The organism is Paenibacillus sp. JL3B1040, assembly GCF_057063165.1.
The window spans coordinates 4,254,027-4,271,228 of the sequence record NZ_CM169317.1 but is presented as its reverse complement, the minus strand read 5'-3'; the positions used below and the strand labels follow the sequence as shown (position 1 = coordinate 4,271,228).

The following is a 17,202-nucleotide window of genomic DNA, read 5'->3' as shown; positions in this document are numbered from 1 at the left end:
GATATATTGGGATATAATGGAATTGTTACAAAATAATAATTGATCGCTGGCCAGCCTTCAAAAAATGGGAGGGTTTCGAATCTAAATGAAGAAGATATTCTCGTCTGCTTTGTTTTGTATTATGCTCGTAGTATCTATTGCGACAAGCGCATATGGTATGGGTGAAACCACTCAAGTTGCCGGTACAGTTTATGAAGAGCAAGTGGCTGGTAAAGAGGCAAAGATAACAACAGTACCATTACAAGAAATGCTTCCTGCCCAATTTCAGGAAGATGGAGTTGTCCTGCAACGTGATGCAAACGGCAACTTCCATGCAACTATTCCTTTAGTAAAACCTAATAGCTCAATTACCGCTAGTGATGTTGTCTTTGGAGGATTAACTATGAGTTTGTACAACTATGTTGGTACAAACAAATATGAATTGTTTTATACGATGGTTGTAACAGGTGATTGGTTGAAAGGGTTAAAAGGGAATTTTACTGTTACAAATACTTCTGTACTTTCACCTGCCACATACCTCGATAAAGATGTAAATTCAACTTTTACGGCAACAAGACTACGTACAGCAAAAGTTGGTGACGATTTTGTTATACCTTCAGATGTTGAAAAGGTTCGAGTAAGGGCCAGTGATTTAACGGTCTCCTTTTTAGAGACAGACCCTTTATCGCCCGCACCTCTATCTATTATTTTTGAAACTGCTAATGCTAATTAATTAGGGAGGACTTGGGTGAATTAACTACTAAGTAGTTAGTTCACCTATTTCCATTTTTAAAGAAAATGGTGAGGATATGAAAAAGATTAGTTTTAACGAAATGAAAGAAAACCACACTTCCTTTTTTTCTCCAAACCAGCTCGTTGTTCGTAAACTGCCTGTTATTTCAACGACTGATGAAGAGCAAATAAGAGAAATCCTGATCAACATGATCAATATTCAAGGGATTCTGGCTAGGCATTATTTTTATCAAAGAGAACTAGGAAGCTCCAGTATAGAAGATTACTCCTTCTTTATCACTAATAAAGTGGATGATGAAGCTTTAATGTTTAGCATGATTTTTGATTCTGTTACTGTAACAAAGACCAAATACGGGGAACCATGCGGTCTTCAAGTTAATGACGCCAAAGATATAGCTTATAAAGTTTTTGAAAGAATGATTAAAGAAAAACTGGTTAACAATGAAATTGGCCACTTTATTCTAGGTAGAAAATTTCAGAATGATTATCGCCAGCTAGGGTGTTTTGAAATAGAAGGTGATGAAAGGGAGGTTATTGAAAATGAGTTTTTTACCTATTTGATCAAGAGTTCATCTTTGTCCACGGCTGTATATCCTGCATATCTCGATGTTAGTGGTTTGAAAATGGGAGAAATAGAAAAAGACCAGCTAATAATTCAGTTAGCAAATCAAGTTAGTAAACTCTATTTAATGGTTTATGATTATGAAAATACGGAAGGGGTTCCTTTCTTTCGAAAAGAATTAAGATGGTTTATTTGAGTCGGATAAGTGAGTCAATATCATAATTCGACTCGAGTAGAGGGCTAAAGCTACCAAAAATCAAAGGTCAATCCAAGGTCACAAAATGATCAGGAAAAGGGACAAGACAAGGTCACGTAATCCTGTTAATCTGATAGTGTCAAAAAGGTGTGGACAGGCTCCCGGGCATCCCGGACGGCCTGTCTTTTTCATTTTCAGGGCTGATCGGGCTCACCGGTCGTTCCTGAAGGGAAAGGAGTGATGGATCCATCCAATATCTCGACAATTGAGGAGCGGAAGATCGAGGGGAGGGGAGCAGCGATGCTCTCTTTTTTATTTCCAAGCTGGTGCGAGCCCGGCCAAGGTCAGCACAAGCGAACGCTATGGTTCGAAATTCAATCCTCCCTTAATGCCACGCCTATGGAGTTTGCCAATGCAACGCGATTTGCCCGGCATATCAGCGGACTTGGGCTTCCCCGATTCCAGCGTCTTCGGTATGGACAACTCTATTTTCGTTTCCTGATCCAGTGTGCAGGACCTGCTGGACGGGTACGGATCTACGTTTCTGTCCCCGACATTCGCTGGATGGGATTTCGTACCGGGTTCCACACACAGGTGTACGGAATGTATTTGCTTCCGGTCGAGACACCCGTGTTTACCGCTGGTTCGGGCAAAAACGTGATCGTTGCCGAAGGCCGTCCGGCGTATAAGGGCGCTCTTTCCGTTGCAAGTATCCATCCGACCGGCAAAGATCCGCTGAACGAAATGATCGCCGCGATGGGTGCAGGCGAACTGGCGGAAGGTGAGGAGGTGTGGCTGGAGCTGGCATTTGCGCCAGCGGGCAAGCGGCTCCTTCAGCGCCGTGTCCGCAGAGCCGAGAACTGGCTGCGTTCCCCGGCCAATGAGCCGGTGTCCATACAGTCCATTTGGCGGGAGATGAACACGAACCAAAAGGCTAAATCACGGCCGCGGGAATTGACCGCCTACCAGCAAAACGTGATGCGGACGCTGCAAAGCAAACAGGATGAGGATGAAATCGGGCTGTGGACCGGATTTCGCGTGCTGATTCGTTCCTCTTCGGCCAAAGCGCGACTGCAAACGATGAACGATATGCTGCAATCGATGCGAAGCGGTAATGGCATCGTCCTGCGGCCGGTAAAAGGCAAAAAGCAGGTATTCGCACCGGGAACGCCATCCAAGCAGTTATTGCTCGCTTCGGAGGAACTGGGCTACTGGCTGCGCATTCCTGCTTTTGGCGATCCGGCCGCCGCGCATATGGAGAAGATGCATGCAAAAATTGTACCGGCTCCCACTGGGCTCGACCACGGCCTCTACATCGGGAAAAGCAACGTACCGGGCCAGGAACGGGAACTTCGTATGCCGCTGGGTCAAATGCTCAAGCATGCGTTTCTCGCCGGCACGACCGGTTCCGGGAAAACGTCTACGCTGCTCTCGATCATGACCCGTATGGTTGAAGATCTGGAGCGGAAGTCGGACCAAGCGCCCGGTTTTACGTTTCTCGACCCGCACGGCGGGGCAATTGAAACGTTGCTGAGTTATATCCCGAAAAAGTTGTATCCGAAGCTGCACCTGATTCCGCTCGGGGCTACCGAACGGCCGCGCGGCTTCAACTTGTTTCAAGACGCGCATTCGGATGTACGGGAGTCGTTGACCGGGGAGTTCGTGACCACCTTGCAGCAATTGTTCCCGGGTTCGCGCCCGCGGGCGGAACATTATTTACGAAACGCCGTTTTAAGTCTGTTGTCGGTGCCGCCGCAAACGGTACTGGGTATTATGGATATTTTCTATAACGAGAACTACCGGAGAAAATTGCTGCCGAAGCTCGACCTGCATTTGCGCCATTTTTGGCTGGACGAGTTCGCGCAAATCAAAAATTTAGGGGATCATCTCGGTCCCATCATGAATAAGCTCGGTGCCTTAACGACGTACCCGACCGCGCGGCGGATGCTGGGGCAAGAGCGCAGCAGCATCGACACCCGGCGGGCGATGGACGAGGGCCATATCGTGCTCATCGACGGCAGCGGCTGCGTCCCGGATTTACTGAAGATTCTGGCCAGCCTGTTTTTCATCGACTATCATTTCACCTGCCGCAAGCGGCCTCAGCATAAGTCCAAAGCGCATTTTTTCTTTGCCGACGAAGTCCATTTGTTTGCGACGGACATCTTGACGAAAATATTGGCCGAGGATCGCAAGTTCGGTTTGTCACTCTTTCTGGCCACCCAGTATTTGACCCAATTATCCGATCGCATTCTGGAGGCGATACTCGGCAATGTCGGTACGCTGATGCTGCTGCAGCTCGGAGGGCCGGATGCGGACAAATTGTCGCGTTGGCTGAAACCCCAGGTGACGAATACCGATTTGATGAACCTGGCCGAACTGCACGCCATTGTACGCACGAAAGGACATGAAGGTCGTCTTGAGCTATTTACGGTGAAAAACGAGATTGTGCAGGTGAAGCACGAAGCTTGGATCCGGGAAGCATGGGCGCATTCGGACAAGCAGGATGGCCGGTCGATCGAGTCGGTCGAGCGGGAAATGAACATCGGAGAAGGACCGCAGTCCCCGCTAAACGGTTGGCGACGCGATGAGCCGGAGTAAGGCTCATGCCTAATAAAGTCAGAGATCAAAACTGAGATCAAGTCTGAGATAAAGATGGAGATAAGCGGGTTAGATGGAACCAACTCCGAAAACCGCAACCGGCGCATGAGCCGGCGGTCGCGCTGATCCGGACTTGCTCTCATCTGCGCGGAAAGGAGAGAGACATGTACGAAGCGGCAAAAAAGGAGCTGCTTGCGCTCATCTACCGATACGGACCGATGACCGCCAAGCAGGCGGCGATCGTTCTGAATTACCGGTTGCCTACTCTTTACGCAATGGCCAGTCAATTGAACCGGCAAGGATTGATTCGCAGTATTCCGCTTCCCTTCCTTCGGCTCAATCATGTAGGATACGGCCTGACCGCCCAAGGGGCAAAAACCGCTGCTCTGCTTGCTGGTGAAGAAGATGGTTACCGTTCTAAAGCATGGGAGAAGTTGCCGATGCAACTGGAGCATGTGTACGGCACTAACGCATTTTTTGTTTCACTCATTGAGCACAGTTTGCGCCATGAAGGCGAAGGTATAACGGAGTGGCAGTCAACCCGGGAATCCGCAGAACAATACGCCCATTTCAAAGACTCCGGCAAAAAAACGATGCTGCTTCGTCCGGACGGATTATGCACGTATGTGCTACCTGGGCGGGGAAGGCTTGTGCTGCATGTGGAGTACGATACCGGCAGCGAAAACCAGTGGAAGCTGCAGGACAAGTTGTGGCTGTACGGACGGGTGTTGTCCGCTGCGTGGAGGTCGGTTGCGGCTGTCCATGTCCTGTTTGTGACCAAGATTGAGTCGCGTCCGAAGCGTCTGTTGCGTCTTTGGGCTGCACTCGGCGAAGGGCCACTGCTTAGTCGTCCGTTGCCGAACGTCTGGGCAATCAGCGAGAGCGAATGGAAGCGAAAAGGCGTAGAGGAAGCACTTTGGTGGGGAGTGGGAGAGTCGCGCATCCGGTTGAAAGAGATGCCGCTGCTGCCGCCCGCAGAGGCGGATCTGCCGCTTCTCGGCAAACAGCCGCGTGAGCCATCCCCGATCGCAGGGAGGTGAATGGACTTGGAATTTCGTTGGCTGCCGAAGCTGCTCCTGTGGAGCATGCTAGTGTTTTCCTGTTTGGGGGCGGTTTCTACGCTGTTTCGCTCAGAAACCGATCCAGTCCCCGCCTTGCTCACACGAACGGCCGAGCAGCAGATAGCGATCCAAACGGCGCTTGGGTTTGCCCGGGAATGGATGCTCTGGGACGGCGGGGAATTGCCTGAAGAGCGAGTGCAGCGGCTGCAGCCCTATGTCAATCCGGATGCGCTTGCCCGTGTTGCTGCCTTACAGGCCGAATCAAACACTCGAAGTCAACAGGTGATGGCATCGGAGTTTTTGACCATCGCCGCTAGCGGCGGATCGTCTTATCGGGTCCGGGTTCGCGTAATAGCCGCCAATCCGGAGCGGGTGATGTGGGAAGTTGAAGTGCCGGTTTGGGTTCAAGCAGCAAAAGGGGCAGCGGTCACCGATCCGCCGATCATTCGATCATTACAGGAACCACCAGTCGTTCCGAAGATTCCGCAAGCAGCAGCGGCATCCGCCGCAGTGAAAGAGCGGATGCGGCCGGCCATGGAAAGTTTCCTGAAAACGATATGCGAAAGCAAGGATGCTGGCAGCCTGCTCAATTATGTAACGGCAGACGCCAAAATGGTTCCGCTAAATGGCCGGTTGCGTTTTGTAGCGTTAGATCGTTTGGAAGCAACCGGAGAAGGACCTTACGACGTTACGGTTTCATTTACCGCCGAGGACGCATCAACCGGCTTTCGTTTGGCGCAGGTGTGGCGGATGAAGGTAACGGAAGAAAATCAAAAATTTTTTGTGGCGGCTATGTAGTAATAACTTACCCGAAATCCGAGCCATCAAAATGATCGCGTGGACCACGATTCATTGGTTAGACCTGGAGGTGAGGGATATGGATGGGGATTTTGTCCAAACCGGTTTGCTTGTGCTGAAACGATTGCTGCAGGCGATTTTCTTGACGATCGCTATCTACCGTGGTGTGAAAATGTATGCCAATGGAGAAACGAATCGGCTTTGGTCGCACATTATGCTTTCAATCATTCTCGGTATTTTCGTTTTCGCACCCGGTATTGCCAAATATTTAGCTTTTTATGTACTCAAAACGCTGGGCATTTCGGTGGACGGGCTGACGGATACGACGGGGGGCTGACACGATGAACGAGCAGGAGAAAGCGGAAGCGTATCGTGCCTTATATCGGGTTCGTCCGCTCATCTACCATATTGGGGATATAAGGTTATGGATGCCGATCCGGCAGGATGGCCTCGTCATGTGGCTTGTCTTCCTTATCGTCTTTTTCATTTTTTGTTACATCTTGCCCGTACTTACGGTGCTTCCGTTTGATCGGGCGATCACAATGACGGTCGGTCCGGTTGCCGCGGCTTATTATACGGTCAAACTGGATCCGGCGGGCAAAACGGTGCCCCGCTATTTGCGGGACATTGTTCATTTTCTGGTTCGACCCAAATGGGTGGTCCGTTGGCAAGCGGTCCGCCAACCCGGAGGAATCCATCGGATTCGGTTTATCGGGCACTGCCGTCCTTACGAACGGTTGTCACTACAACAGGGAGGCGAGGAGTGGTGCGGCCGCAAGGGAGTGTTGGTTGGAACGGTGGAAGGTTTTCGGGTTCTCCTCCTTCCCGCACTAGTACGCATACGCTGGAATGTAAAGTCAGGCCGTTTGTCAATCATGCCGCTCAAACGGCAGCCGAAACAAGCCATTGTGCCGCCTACCTGGCTAGAAGGACATCGTGTGTTGTACGGGAGCGCGGCCACCCCGATCCAATTGGAGCGGGAGTTCAAAGAGAATGGCAACGAACATTGGAAGGCTCAAGTAAGAGCCGACATCCATGCGAGGTGAAACCGGATATGGGGAACTGGCGTCATCATGTGTCGATCGGCATCGATGATATTTTGGAGGACGAGTCGATGAGTGTGGAGCAAAAAGGGCGGATGATTGCGGATCGGCTCAGCCGTGAAGTCTGTTTCCATTCGTTCCCGTATGTAGCGAATTTTCGCACGGCGCGGACAGCGGACGAACTGGATCAATGGCTCGAGCGTATGTACGATTATGCCGACCGGCACCGCATTTGGATCCGGTAAGTGCCCTCCTTTTATGACAGGAGGTGAAGTAAGTTGAAATGCCCCGTGTTGTACTGGGAGCAAAACCTGCTGTTCGATTCGCTTCTGAAACCGTGGGCGGTGTATCGCATACCGCTGAAGCCGTATGCCTACCAGTCCGCGGAGAAAAAGCGCGGCACGGTCAGCCAGATGCAGCAGTTTTTGCATAGCTATCATGGCAATGGACAGTTGTTGTCGGTAACCCGTATGATGGATGCCGAACACTGGCGACGGCGGCGAATAGGGCAGGGCGCGGAGCACGAACGGTATGTGAAGGCGGTCATGCAACGGTTTGACGCACGTCGTCCGTGGCAGCGGTCGCTTTATTTGATTGTGCAGCTTTCCGACGTGCAAAAACAGTTTCCCGAAGTGGATTTGTCCGGGTTTCGAAAAACGGGCCAAACGTTAAAGGAACTGGCCGACGCTTTTCTGAGCCAAATTCAGGAGCAGTTCTGGTACCGTCAGCGCGGCGAGCTGGAGCGAGAGCGCCTGCATATGGCCAAATCCGCCGAGAGCCTGCAGTTCAATCACGTTTACCATCATTTAAACGGCGAACGATGCGGTCCGCAAGAAATTGAATGGTTGCTTCGCCGGGGCTTCTTCCGAGGACTTTCCCAGGAACCGGAACTGATCTTGACGCCGGAAGCGATGCGTGAAGTGCGGGTAAGAGGCGACAGAGTGCTGCTCCGCCCGAAAAAATCGCTGCCGATTTTGCTCGCTTCCGATTTGGTCAGCGAAGAGAAGATGAAGACGCTGGTTGTCCATCATGACGATCAGGACGAAGAAAGCTTAAGAAGCTATCAAGCATTCTTTTCGGTTGTCGATGTACCGGAGGAGATTACGGTGATTGGCGAAGAGTGGCTGTATGCGCTCGAGGACTTGCCGTTTCCCGCCGAAGTCAGCCTGCACTTTCAGGTACAGACGCCGCACGAGGCGGCCGGTGGTCTGCAGCGCAATCGGAAGGTGCTGAAAGACCAGCGCCGGGAATATGCCGAAGCGTCCGAAGAGACGCCGATCACGTTGGAATGGGCGGGCAAACGCGGGCGTGTGTTGGAGAACAAATTGCAAAAAGGGATGCCGCTCGTCTGGTCGTCCGCATGGCTTAATGTGTCGGGAGGTTCTCGTAAGGAACTGGAGGAGCGCGCAGCGCAGTTGCTGCAGCTGTACGCGACCAAGCAAATTCGCATCGTTCGCTCTCCGGCGGATCAGGCGCGGGCGTTTCAACTTTTTTTGCCGGGATCGGCGATGGACAAGCAAAATCGCATCCCGATGGACCCGAAGTTTTTGGCGGCGGGCATGCTGCACGGATCCCGGGAAATCGGCGACCCGGACGGGGACTACATCGGACGGACATTGCACAGTATCCCGGTGCTGCTCGACCTGAAGCGTCCGATGTCCAAGGAATTGAACCGGTCCGGGGCAATCGTCATTGTCGGTACGCTCGGCTCGGGCAAGTCGGTGCTGAAGAAGACGTTGTTTTACCACGGCTACAATCAAGGCGGCATCGTCTTTTCCATCGATCCCAAGGATGAGGATAGCTGCTTTGCGCTCATCCCGGATATTCAAAAAAACATGGTGCGGCTTAACTTTTCGGCAGAATCGACGACCAAATTCAATCCGTTCCGAATGTCGAAAAGCGAAGAACGCGCGCACAGCATCGTGCTGGATTTCCTCAGCCTGCTGTTGGAGGGCACTCGGAACGACGAGCGGGCCGACGCCATTATGGAGGCCGTGGAGCGTACGTTCGAGCAGGACAAGCGGGATTTGCATGTGTTCATAACGGAAATGGAACGGATTGCGAAAGATTCGCCGGTGGATGCGATCAGGGTGGAAGCGCGGCGCTGTGTGAACCGGCTGTTGTCCTATTCGCGAAGTCCGTTCGGCAAATTTATTTTCGCCCATGATGGGGAAGAAAACGCGAATATGAGCGGTGCACGGTTTATCGTCATTACGCTTGCCGGGTTACCTTTGCCGAAGAAACGAACTGAACGGCTGCAGCAGGCGTTGACGCCAAACGAACGGTTCGGCATTGGTATCATGTATTTGGTCGCGGCACTAGGGCGCGAATATATGTTTCACCGTCCAAGCGATCAACTCAAAATTTTCGGTATTGACGAGAGTTGGATACTCCGCGCCTTTCCGGAAGGCGCCCTGCTTATCGATGAAATCATCCGGATGGGTCGTTCCTTTCAGGTCGTGCCCTTACTTGCGACCCAAAACCCCGGCGATGTGGCGGACGAGGAGACGAGAAATAATCTCGGCTCCATTTTTTGTTTCCGGACGGAAGATCCGCGTGCGATTGCGGACAATTTGACGCTGCTCGGTTTGGATCGGGGTGACGAGGACATGATCCAGGCATTCCGGGAGCTTAAGGCCGGCGATTGCTATATGAAGGATATCACAGGTCGAATCGGACGGGTGCATATTGAGCCGACGCCGGATGATTTGCTCACCATTTTTAATACAACGCCGAAAGCCGGCGATATGGAAGGGAGGGAGAACCGTTGAGACGACGATGCTGCTTTAGGCTATTGACGGTGCTGCTCATTGCTGGCCTGATTGTGTTTCAGAGCTCCATTCCTGCCTATGCCGATGCTCCTGAGGATATGTTCGATCAGTTGCTGCCCGGCGAACGCGAAATGGGCATCGAACCGGGAGATCGAACATTAGATTACCGCCAGTATCCGGTCGACAGCTATATCTGGGACTTAGGTTACGATTTGATTGAGTGGTCCGGATGGAAAATGAAGCTGAATGATCCTTTTTCGTTACTGCTTAACTGGATAGCGAACGGACTGTTTATGCTAAATGCGTTTATTACGCGATTGTGTATTTTTCTTATGCAACTGGGGTTTCATACGGATTTGGTCAATGAACAATTGTCGCTGATTTTGCCGGTAATGGACGGCATGCGCACCGGACTATTCAGCAAGTTTTTACCGTGGGCGCTTGTCCTGCTGGCTGCATGGATGGTGAAAGTGGGCTACTGGAACAACCAGACGACAAGATTGACGTCCGGCGTAATCGGCTCGATTGTCGTGCTGGTCGGCACCTACTGGTTTTTCACCAACGCGGGGCAAAGCATTCGCGCGGTATCACAGACGATGGACCAGCTGACGCAGGTGACGATGGGGGCGCTTGCCGCACCGTATCAGCGTGTTACCGGTGAGGAACTGAAGGCGGGGCTTGCCGGCGCCGCGGACCAGCAACTGTTGGCCACATCCAACCGGCTTTGGCAGCTGTTTGTTGACCGTCCCTGGTTGATCGGTCAATTCAATCGTCAAGACTCGGACGACGTTCGCATGACTGCCGAGGAAGTCGAAGCCGTTCAGGACCTGGCGGAAGAAGAAGAGGTGACGATCGATGCGCAGGTTGGGGATGAATGGGCGCACTTGATGCGTCAGTATGCGCCTGGTATGGATCAACGGAACATTTTGCGGAAAGTCATGGGCGACGAAAACGTGGATCATGGCGACCATGCGGATACGGCGCTCTTGTTTATGGGCGGTTCGGCAGCCATCCGGTGTTTGGTTGCGGTACTTGCCCTTGTCGCTACGCTGACCCTGCTGCTTTTTGTCGGAACCGTATCTTTCATTCTGGTCTTGGCACAGGAAATGGCGCTGGCCATTCTCATCCTCGCACCGGTGGTGCTGCTCCTCGGCTTGTTTCCGGAGCGCGGCTTTGCATTTGTCCGCCGTTGGGTAGGTTGGCTGATCGGGACGCTTGGCACGAAAGTAATTTACGGCTTCTATATGGGGTTCACGCTGCTTGTCGCCGATGTGGTGGCGCGCGGCTCCGGTATTTTGATCCTGCAGCAAATCTTTGTGGCGCTACTCTTTTTCTGCGCCTTCCTGTTCCGCAAAAAGATATTAAAACAAATGCTTAGTAACTTCCAGGCCCCAACACCGCATGAGATGTATGACGTTTCAAAACGCGAGATTGTTTACCATGTTGGAGAAGTGAAGCAATCGTGGCAAAAAACCAAAGATCGCGCCAAAAAAATCATAAAAAAATTGAAATAAGGGAAGGGGGAGCGGACGATGGAACGACTGGCCGATTGGCTGAACCGGGAGCTGAAGCTGGATACGGTTCGTTTTGTGGAACGGCAAACGCATGGGCATTTGCTCAGAGGAAACGTACAAGGGCGGGACATTGATCTGTTGGTCATATCTTCGGGCCATGTATGGGTGAAGCATCCGGCTGCTCGCTCTTGGAGCACGACGGGGATTTACGTACCGGAGCGGGTTGGATTTTGAAAGGAGGAGGACCGTATGCGTACGAACTTTGACCCGGTGAAGATGGAACGGCTCGCCCGCCGAGATGCGATGATTCGCTTTGTCGTGGAGGATTTGGAGAAGCGAGGGCATAGTCGAAAGAAGGCCTTGGAGCTTGCGTTTAATGGCTATGTGCTCGACGATTCGGCCATGATCCGAGAGTACGAGAAAGATTAATCTAACTATGTGCCAAAGGTGAAACGGATGGAAACGGGGAGCTTACTTAGAAAGCGAGTCATCTGGTGGATCGTCGGCAGCTTGGGCGTGACCGGCATCGCGGCCCTATTGCTTGGTTTCATTCTTGTTTTTGCTTTGCTCGGGTCGCTGGTCACGACATCGGATGCCTCGAAAATGGCGGGCATTGAGGTACCTGACACTCCCGAATTCGATATTCCTTTATTCCTGCTGCCGATTTACATCCAGGCCGAACAAGAGCACGCCTCCTGGGCGCGGCTTGCGGCCATTCATCAGGTGACAACCGATTTTGGGGCGAAGAAAGCCAAACGAACCGACACGATCGGAGCCTTAGGATTTCCGCGCTCATTGTGGGAGGGTTATCGCGTGGATGGGGACAGCGACGGGAAGATTGATCCGGATAATCCCTACGATGCGATTTTTTCATTGGCAAATTATTTGCAATTGACCGCCCAGGACCTGGATGAAGCGCTCGTTGTTTGGTTCGGAAGCAGCAAAGAGGTGGCGTTGGTGTATCGGAAAGAAGCGGAATATGCGGCCCTGCTGTCCAGATCGGGAACGTGGCTATGGCCGTTGGCTGGGTACACGACGATTTCCAGTCCATTTGGTTATCGGGTAGATCCGGTTACGGGAGCGCAGGGAGCATTTCATGCAGGAATCGATATTCCCGCGCCGCGGGGCACACCGGTGTTAGCCGTGCTAAGCGGAACGGTTACGCAAGTCATCCACGGCAGCACCGGATACGGCAACGCGATTCTGTTGCAACATGCAAACGGTTTGGTCAGTTTGTATGGGCATTTGACGGACATTGGCGTACGTCAACGGCAACAGGTGCTGCAAGGCGAAGTGATTGGATGGGTGGGCAGTACGGGAAAATCAACCGGTCCTCACCTGCATTTAGAAATTCGGGTGAACGGGCAAAAAGTGGATCCACTACCTTACTTCCGGCAATTGGATGAGCCATGAATAAAGAAAGAAGGGGATGACGTGCGAAACATTGAAATCTATGTGATTGAAATGCGCGGTGTGATTCAGATCATCGGTTTGCTGCCGGGCGTCAATTTGTTTGATCTTGGATGCCGGAAAGAGCGGCAACAGGCGGTCCGGCACGCGCTGGATCTGGCACAGTTGCTCGAGGTTCCGGATTATCGGCTGCATATTTTTGGTCAAACGGCAACCACGTTGCTGGCAACAGGCATGGAGGCGTTGCTTTCCTCTGGTTAAAGCCGGGAAGGATCGATGTTTGGTGAATATTGAAGGGAGCGTGAAGCTGTGCTGAAAAGTCCCATCAGGTGGCAAGGCGGCAAATACAGGCTGCGTGAAGAGATTATCCGGCGCTTTCCACCGCATGTCGTTTATGCGGAAGTATTCGGGGGCGGGGGCTGGGTACTCTTTGGCAAGGAAAGATCCAAAGTGGAAGTTTATTCCGATATCAACGCGGAACTGGTCAATTTTTTTCGGGTGGTTCAAGAAGATTGGGAAGGGCTTGCCCAACGGTTTGAGTGGGCACTCTATGCCCGTGATGAATTTGAGCGTATCATGAAACGACGAGATCAGGAACGCGACCCGGTTACCCGAGCGTATGATTTTTACTACCGTGTCTACTCGCATTTTGGCGGGAAGTACAACGACGCCGACGATTGGGGGTACACACGAAGCAAGCCGGCATACGATATGTCCAACGTCAAACAAAAATTTAAAGTTGCTCATGAACGGCTGATTGGTGTATATATCGAAAACCGATCTTTTGAAGAGGTACTCGCCCGGTACGATTCGGCGGATACCTTTTTTTATTGCGATCCGCCCTACTTGGGACTCTCCGGTTATCTGTACAAATTCGACGAATCCGATCACCGGAAATTGCGGGAGCTGCTTGGCGGCATCAAGGGCAAGTTCTTGCTCAGCATCAACGACCATCCGACCATTCGGGAGTGGTACGCCCCATTTGTAATTGAGGGCGTTGAAACCCGTTATTCCATTGCGAAGCAAACGAAAGGACGGCAGCCGGTGAAGGAACTGTTCATTACGAACTATACGCCCAATTTGCAAACGGAGGGATGAACTTGAGAGTTGATGTCCGCGTTTTTAATCGATACCGTAAGCAACCTTTTCTTCCTCATTACGAAATGAATGCGGAAAGACCGCACGAGACTTACGTTTCCGCACCCGTTTTTGTGATTACCGAACAACGACTGGAGGACATCATTGCCCTGGAATCGGATGGACTGATCCGGCAGTATTGCCGTGAGCCTATTCTTATCTTTACAGATCGTAAACGGGTACTTGCCGTTGACCCTCAGGGGTACGATTACGCCCGCTATGTTTGTGTCATCGACTATCGTACCGTGGAATCAATTCTTAAACGGATATAATCCTATGGACAAGATTCAAATTGCAGATCAAGGAAGTATCTTTGCCGTCTTGTTTGTTCAAGACGGGAATCCGCATGAGATGGACAGGCGTAACACATTTGCGGATGCGGAAGAATTTGCATTCTATTTGGCTGCACGCCTGAAAGTGGATGTCTATTATCGAGACAAAAGACTGGAGCCGCGGAGGAAACGGTGATCGATATGGCAAGGAGGTGTTGGAGTTGCGGGTTGCACTATTTCGTCTGAGTCAACGACAGATGTGGGTGGAGCGGCTTCGCCGGTCGGGCTACGAAGTCAAGTTTGTTCATGATCCCGAACGGATCACGTCGGAAATGAGCGTTATCGTGGTAGATGCCATGGTGGGGAAATGGAAGGACTACGTACGGCTTGTCCAGGGAAGAGAAGTGCCGGTCGTGTTGCTAATAGAAGACCATAGTGACTGGGGAGAGCAACAAACCGAATCGTTGGGGATTGCCGGAACGGTGACAGCGGAAGAAGAAACGAACGGGCTGTTTTCCCGATTTATACCGGCGGGTGATGCCACGGCTACCCTTTCGAGCTTGGAAAGAACGCTTGTTTTTCAGACGGAAGCCCCTTTCCTATCACATACGGAAATGGAGACGGCTGAATCGCAATCTGTATCCATTGATGTTCCGCTCTCGCAGCGAAAAGCGCGGCAACGGTTCGAAGTGGAACCATCTCCAACGAAAACTTTATCCACCAGGGTTGTTCCCGCCCCTGCTTTTCAGGAGATGCCGGAGAATGGCAGTTTTCCGTATGAGCTGCCACAGACGGACAACCAAACAAAACCAGCGGATAAATCAATGGGAAAGAAGATCGGGCTTGAAACGGAGGACACTGGAAACGAACCGGAACCGGACCTAACCCTAAACGAACCTGACCTGACGCCGCACATGTCCTGGACACCTCCGGACCTGCCACCAGTTGTTGCCGTTTATGCTGCGAAAGGCGGCGTGGGAAAAACGACGCTTTTGCTCCATTTGGCCGCTCGATTATCGAAGGAAGGGCTTCGAGCTTGTATTCTCGACTTGGATCCGAACGGCACGGTCGCCACTATCATGCGCATACAGCCGAATAAAACGATTGTCGACCTTGTACGCCGGATCGACGATCCGAAAGCCAGACGGGCCTGTCTTCTTCAAACGAAGGCGGGCTTTTCCATTGTCGCAGCGCCGCTCATGCCAGGGCAATTCCTACTGCAGCCGGAAGAGCTGCGGGCCATCCTCCACTTTTTGAAGGAAGAAACGAATGTTGTGCTGCTTGACCTGCCTGTTTCGTTGGACAGGCTGACCCGACTGGCCTTGGAGCAGGCAGACCAGTTGATGTTGATCACGACGGACGAGCCGGCCAGCCTGTTCAATTTGGATCGGGTGAAGCCGTTACTAACCGGCCTTCGCCCTACACCGGAGTTGTATCTGGTATGGAACCGGCTGAAGGAGCCTGCTCCCAAACTAGATTGGAAAGAACGGCTGCCGTGGCCGATAGTACTGGAGTTGCCGGAAGATCCAACCGTTTACCGGTCCGTGCGAAGCGGGGAGTGGACCTTATCTTCCCCGAGCAGCCCTTATCATGTACAGGTGGGCCGGCTTGTGGATCGGTGGATGGGACGGGAAACGGCGTCGCTTCGTGAAAAACGAGGATGGTTACCTCGGTTGGCGTCACATCTCAAATCAGGAAGGTGAAGAGACGAATGAAGGTCCGAGAAACACAGGTCATTTACCCGGTCAATGGTCGAGGCGGTCTGTATATCCTCATTGAAGGTACGCAAGAGGAGGTATATAAAGGTTCGGCGGATAGAACGGCCATAGAGACGGCGAACCGGAATGGGTGGAAGGGAGCTGGAGAAGCCAGTATCGGCATCCCTACACGGGTCGGCGTTCAGTTGTATACGCGTGCATACTGGTTTCACGAAAAGCAATAGGCGGTTTCACCACGTTGAATGGAGAGGAGAAGGTAGGCGATGTCTTTACTATACCGTTACCGGAAACCGATCGTCATCATTGCGATCGGTTTTAGTTTTGTTTTGCTCCTAGTTTCCACCATATTTGTTCTCCAGCATCAAGCGGAGCAGAAACGGCTGCAACAACAGATGCGGGATCATTACGAACAACAAATCGAGCAATTGAAAACAAACGAACAACAAGGTAAAACGCGAATCCTGGTGGCTGCAAGGCCGATCACGGCGGGAACAACACTTGGAAACGGGGATATTCAGGCGGTGGAGGTCGTCCATACCCTAGTACCTTCGGATAGCTTCAAAGATCCGCAGATGGCGGTCGGAAAGATCGCCAAAATCGATCTGCAGCCGAATACGCCGCTTGTTGCTTCCATGTTGTATGAGGAGGGGCCGATCCCAAGGGACTTGAGGATGCAAGAGTTTAACGTCATCCAACTGCCGACCCATTTACAGAAGGATCAGGTGGTCGATGTCCGAATCAACTTTCCGACCGGCGAGGACTATATCGTGTTGTCCAAAAAGAAGGTTCGAGACCTTTCGGGGATGATCGTCCGGCTGGAAATAAACGAGCCGGAAATCTTGATGGCTTCCAGCGCCATCATCGATGCGTATTTGCAAGGGGCCAAGCTGTACGCACTCCCCTACATCGAACCGGGTCTGCAGGAAGCGGCAATCGCCAATTACCCCGCCAACCCGAAAGTGCTTGATCTGATGGACAGGGACCCGAACGTACTGGAAAAGGCCAAGACTGAACTCGCTCGCCAGTTGCGCAGTAGGCTGGATATCAATTTGAAAGCGATGAGCGATGCGGACAAACTACGGGTGGTCAGCGGTAGCGTCACCGTTCAGCAGCAGTTGCAAAACGATCGGATCGTTACTCAACAAGGCAATGCGATGGAGCAATCGGCGCAACAGCAAGCTGCAGGGGTGGAACAAACGGAGCAAGACGGTCTACCACCATCAGACGATAAGCCCGCGTCTACTCCTGAGCCGACAGCGACAGAACCGGCTTCCCATCCGCAGCAGGGTACATCCCAGCCGCTCCCGGAGCCGTCCGCTTCCGACGAACAGCCGACCAACACGGACAAGCTGGACGATATCTTCAACCAGCCGCCGGTATCCTGAAGGAG

At 52.1% G+C, this 17,202-nt stretch carries 20 protein-coding genes; all 20 read left to right on the top strand.

Going from position 1 to position 17,202, the window contains the following annotated elements; translation table 11 throughout:
- The first annotated feature begins 85 nt into the window (after positions 1–85).
- The 20 genes from ACZF99_RS19225 (at position 86) to ACZF99_RS19130 (ending at position 17,197) form a co-directional block, all read left to right on the top strand.
- Positions 86–712, top strand: coding sequence for a hypothetical protein (locus ACZF99_RS19225; protein ID WP_127575629.1), 627 nt, complete (start codon positions 86–88; stop codon positions 710–712).
- 76 nt (positions 713–788) lie between these two features.
- Positions 789–1,490 carry a hypothetical protein gene (locus ACZF99_RS19220; RefSeq protein ID WP_127575628.1) on the top strand — a complete coding sequence of 234 codons (702 nt, stop codon included), beginning with the start codon at positions 789–791 and terminating at the stop codon, positions 1,488–1,490.
- 300 nt (positions 1,491–1,790) lie between these two features.
- Positions 1,791–4,088: a type IV secretory system conjugative DNA transfer family protein gene (locus ACZF99_RS19215; protein WP_127575690.1), complete on the top strand. Its 2,298-nt coding sequence runs from the start codon at positions 1,791–1,793 to the stop codon at positions 4,086–4,088.
- 164 nt (positions 4,089–4,252) lie between these two features.
- The gene (locus ACZF99_RS19210; RefSeq protein ID WP_483606650.1) at positions 4,253–5,128 is read left to right on the top strand and encodes a replication-relaxation family protein; all 876 of its coding nucleotides are present in this window, start codon (positions 4,253–4,255) and stop codon (positions 5,126–5,128) included.
- On the top strand, positions 5,129–5,947 hold the full coding sequence (locus ACZF99_RS19205) for a conjugal transfer protein (protein WP_483606649.1): 819 nt from the start codon (positions 5,129–5,131) through the stop codon (positions 5,945–5,947).
- A 79-nt stretch (positions 5,948–6,026) separates the two neighbouring features.
- Positions 6,027–6,284 carry a hypothetical protein gene (locus ACZF99_RS19200; protein WP_036646570.1) on the top strand — a complete coding sequence of 86 codons (258 nt, stop codon included), beginning with the start codon at positions 6,027–6,029 and terminating at the stop codon, positions 6,282–6,284.
- Positions 6,285–6,288: 4 nt separating this feature from the next.
- Positions 6,289–6,993, top strand: a complete 705-nt coding sequence (locus ACZF99_RS19195; protein WP_483606648.1) for a TcpE family conjugal transfer membrane protein — start codon at positions 6,289–6,291, stop codon at positions 6,991–6,993.
- Between the two features lie 8 nt (positions 6,994–7,001).
- The gene (locus ACZF99_RS19190) at positions 7,002–7,235 is read left to right on the top strand and encodes a hypothetical protein (protein ID WP_483606647.1); all 234 of its coding nucleotides are present in this window, start codon (positions 7,002–7,004) and stop codon (positions 7,233–7,235) included.
- A 33-nt stretch (positions 7,236–7,268) separates the two neighbouring features.
- Positions 7,269–9,761, top strand: a complete 2,493-nt coding sequence (locus ACZF99_RS19185; RefSeq protein ID WP_483606646.1) for an ATP-binding protein — start codon at positions 7,269–7,271, stop codon at positions 9,759–9,761.
- Positions 9,758–11,275 carry a hypothetical protein gene (locus ACZF99_RS19180; protein WP_483606645.1) on the top strand — a complete coding sequence of 506 codons (1,518 nt, stop codon included), beginning with the start codon at positions 9,758–9,760 and terminating at the stop codon, positions 11,273–11,275. The genes ACZF99_RS19185 and ACZF99_RS19180 overlap by 4 nt, the downstream gene beginning before the upstream one ends.
- A gap of 18 nt (positions 11,276–11,293) precedes the next feature.
- The gene (locus tag ACZF99_RS19175; protein ID WP_483606644.1) at positions 11,294–11,509 is read left to right on the top strand and encodes a hypothetical protein; all 216 of its coding nucleotides are present in this window, start codon (positions 11,294–11,296) and stop codon (positions 11,507–11,509) included.
- Positions 11,510–11,524: 15 nt separating this feature from the next.
- The gene (locus ACZF99_RS19170) at positions 11,525–11,704 is read left to right on the top strand and encodes a hypothetical protein (protein ID WP_483606642.1); all 180 of its coding nucleotides are present in this window, start codon (positions 11,525–11,527) and stop codon (positions 11,702–11,704) included.
- A gap of 27 nt (positions 11,705–11,731) precedes the next feature.
- Positions 11,732–12,688 (top strand): M23 family metallopeptidase, encoded by a 957-nt coding sequence (locus ACZF99_RS19165; protein ID WP_483612847.1) that lies wholly within the window; start codon positions 11,732–11,734, stop codon positions 12,686–12,688.
- Positions 12,689–12,709: 21 nt separating this feature from the next.
- Positions 12,710–12,946: a hypothetical protein gene (locus tag ACZF99_RS19160; RefSeq protein ID WP_009226896.1), complete on the top strand. Its 237-nt coding sequence runs from the start codon at positions 12,710–12,712 to the stop codon at positions 12,944–12,946.
- A gap of 48 nt (positions 12,947–12,994) precedes the next feature.
- Positions 12,995–13,783 (top strand): DNA adenine methylase, encoded by a 789-nt coding sequence (locus ACZF99_RS19155; RefSeq protein WP_483606641.1) that lies wholly within the window; start codon positions 12,995–12,997, stop codon positions 13,781–13,783.
- The gene (locus tag ACZF99_RS19150) at positions 13,780–14,094 is read left to right on the top strand and encodes a hypothetical protein (protein ID WP_127575619.1); all 315 of its coding nucleotides are present in this window, start codon (positions 13,780–13,782) and stop codon (positions 14,092–14,094) included. Before ACZF99_RS19155 ends, ACZF99_RS19150 begins: the two co-directional genes overlap by 4 nt.
- 4 nt (positions 14,095–14,098) lie before the next feature.
- Positions 14,099–14,290 carry a hypothetical protein gene (locus ACZF99_RS19145; protein WP_127575618.1) on the top strand — a complete coding sequence of 64 codons (192 nt, stop codon included), beginning with the start codon at positions 14,099–14,101 and terminating at the stop codon, positions 14,288–14,290.
- Between the two features lie 25 nt (positions 14,291–14,315).
- Positions 14,316–15,797, top strand: a complete 1,482-nt coding sequence (locus ACZF99_RS19140) for a CpaE/TadZ family protein (RefSeq protein WP_483606640.1) — start codon at positions 14,316–14,318, stop codon at positions 15,795–15,797.
- Between the two features lie 8 nt (positions 15,798–15,805).
- Positions 15,806–16,036: a hypothetical protein gene (locus ACZF99_RS19135; RefSeq protein WP_483606639.1), complete on the top strand. Its 231-nt coding sequence runs from the start codon at positions 15,806–15,808 to the stop codon at positions 16,034–16,036.
- Positions 16,037–16,075: 39 nt separating this feature from the next.
- The gene (locus ACZF99_RS19130) at positions 16,076–17,197 is read left to right on the top strand and encodes an SAF domain-containing protein (protein WP_127575962.1); all 1,122 of its coding nucleotides are present in this window, start codon (positions 16,076–16,078) and stop codon (positions 17,195–17,197) included.
- Positions 17,198–17,202 lie beyond the last annotated feature (5 nt).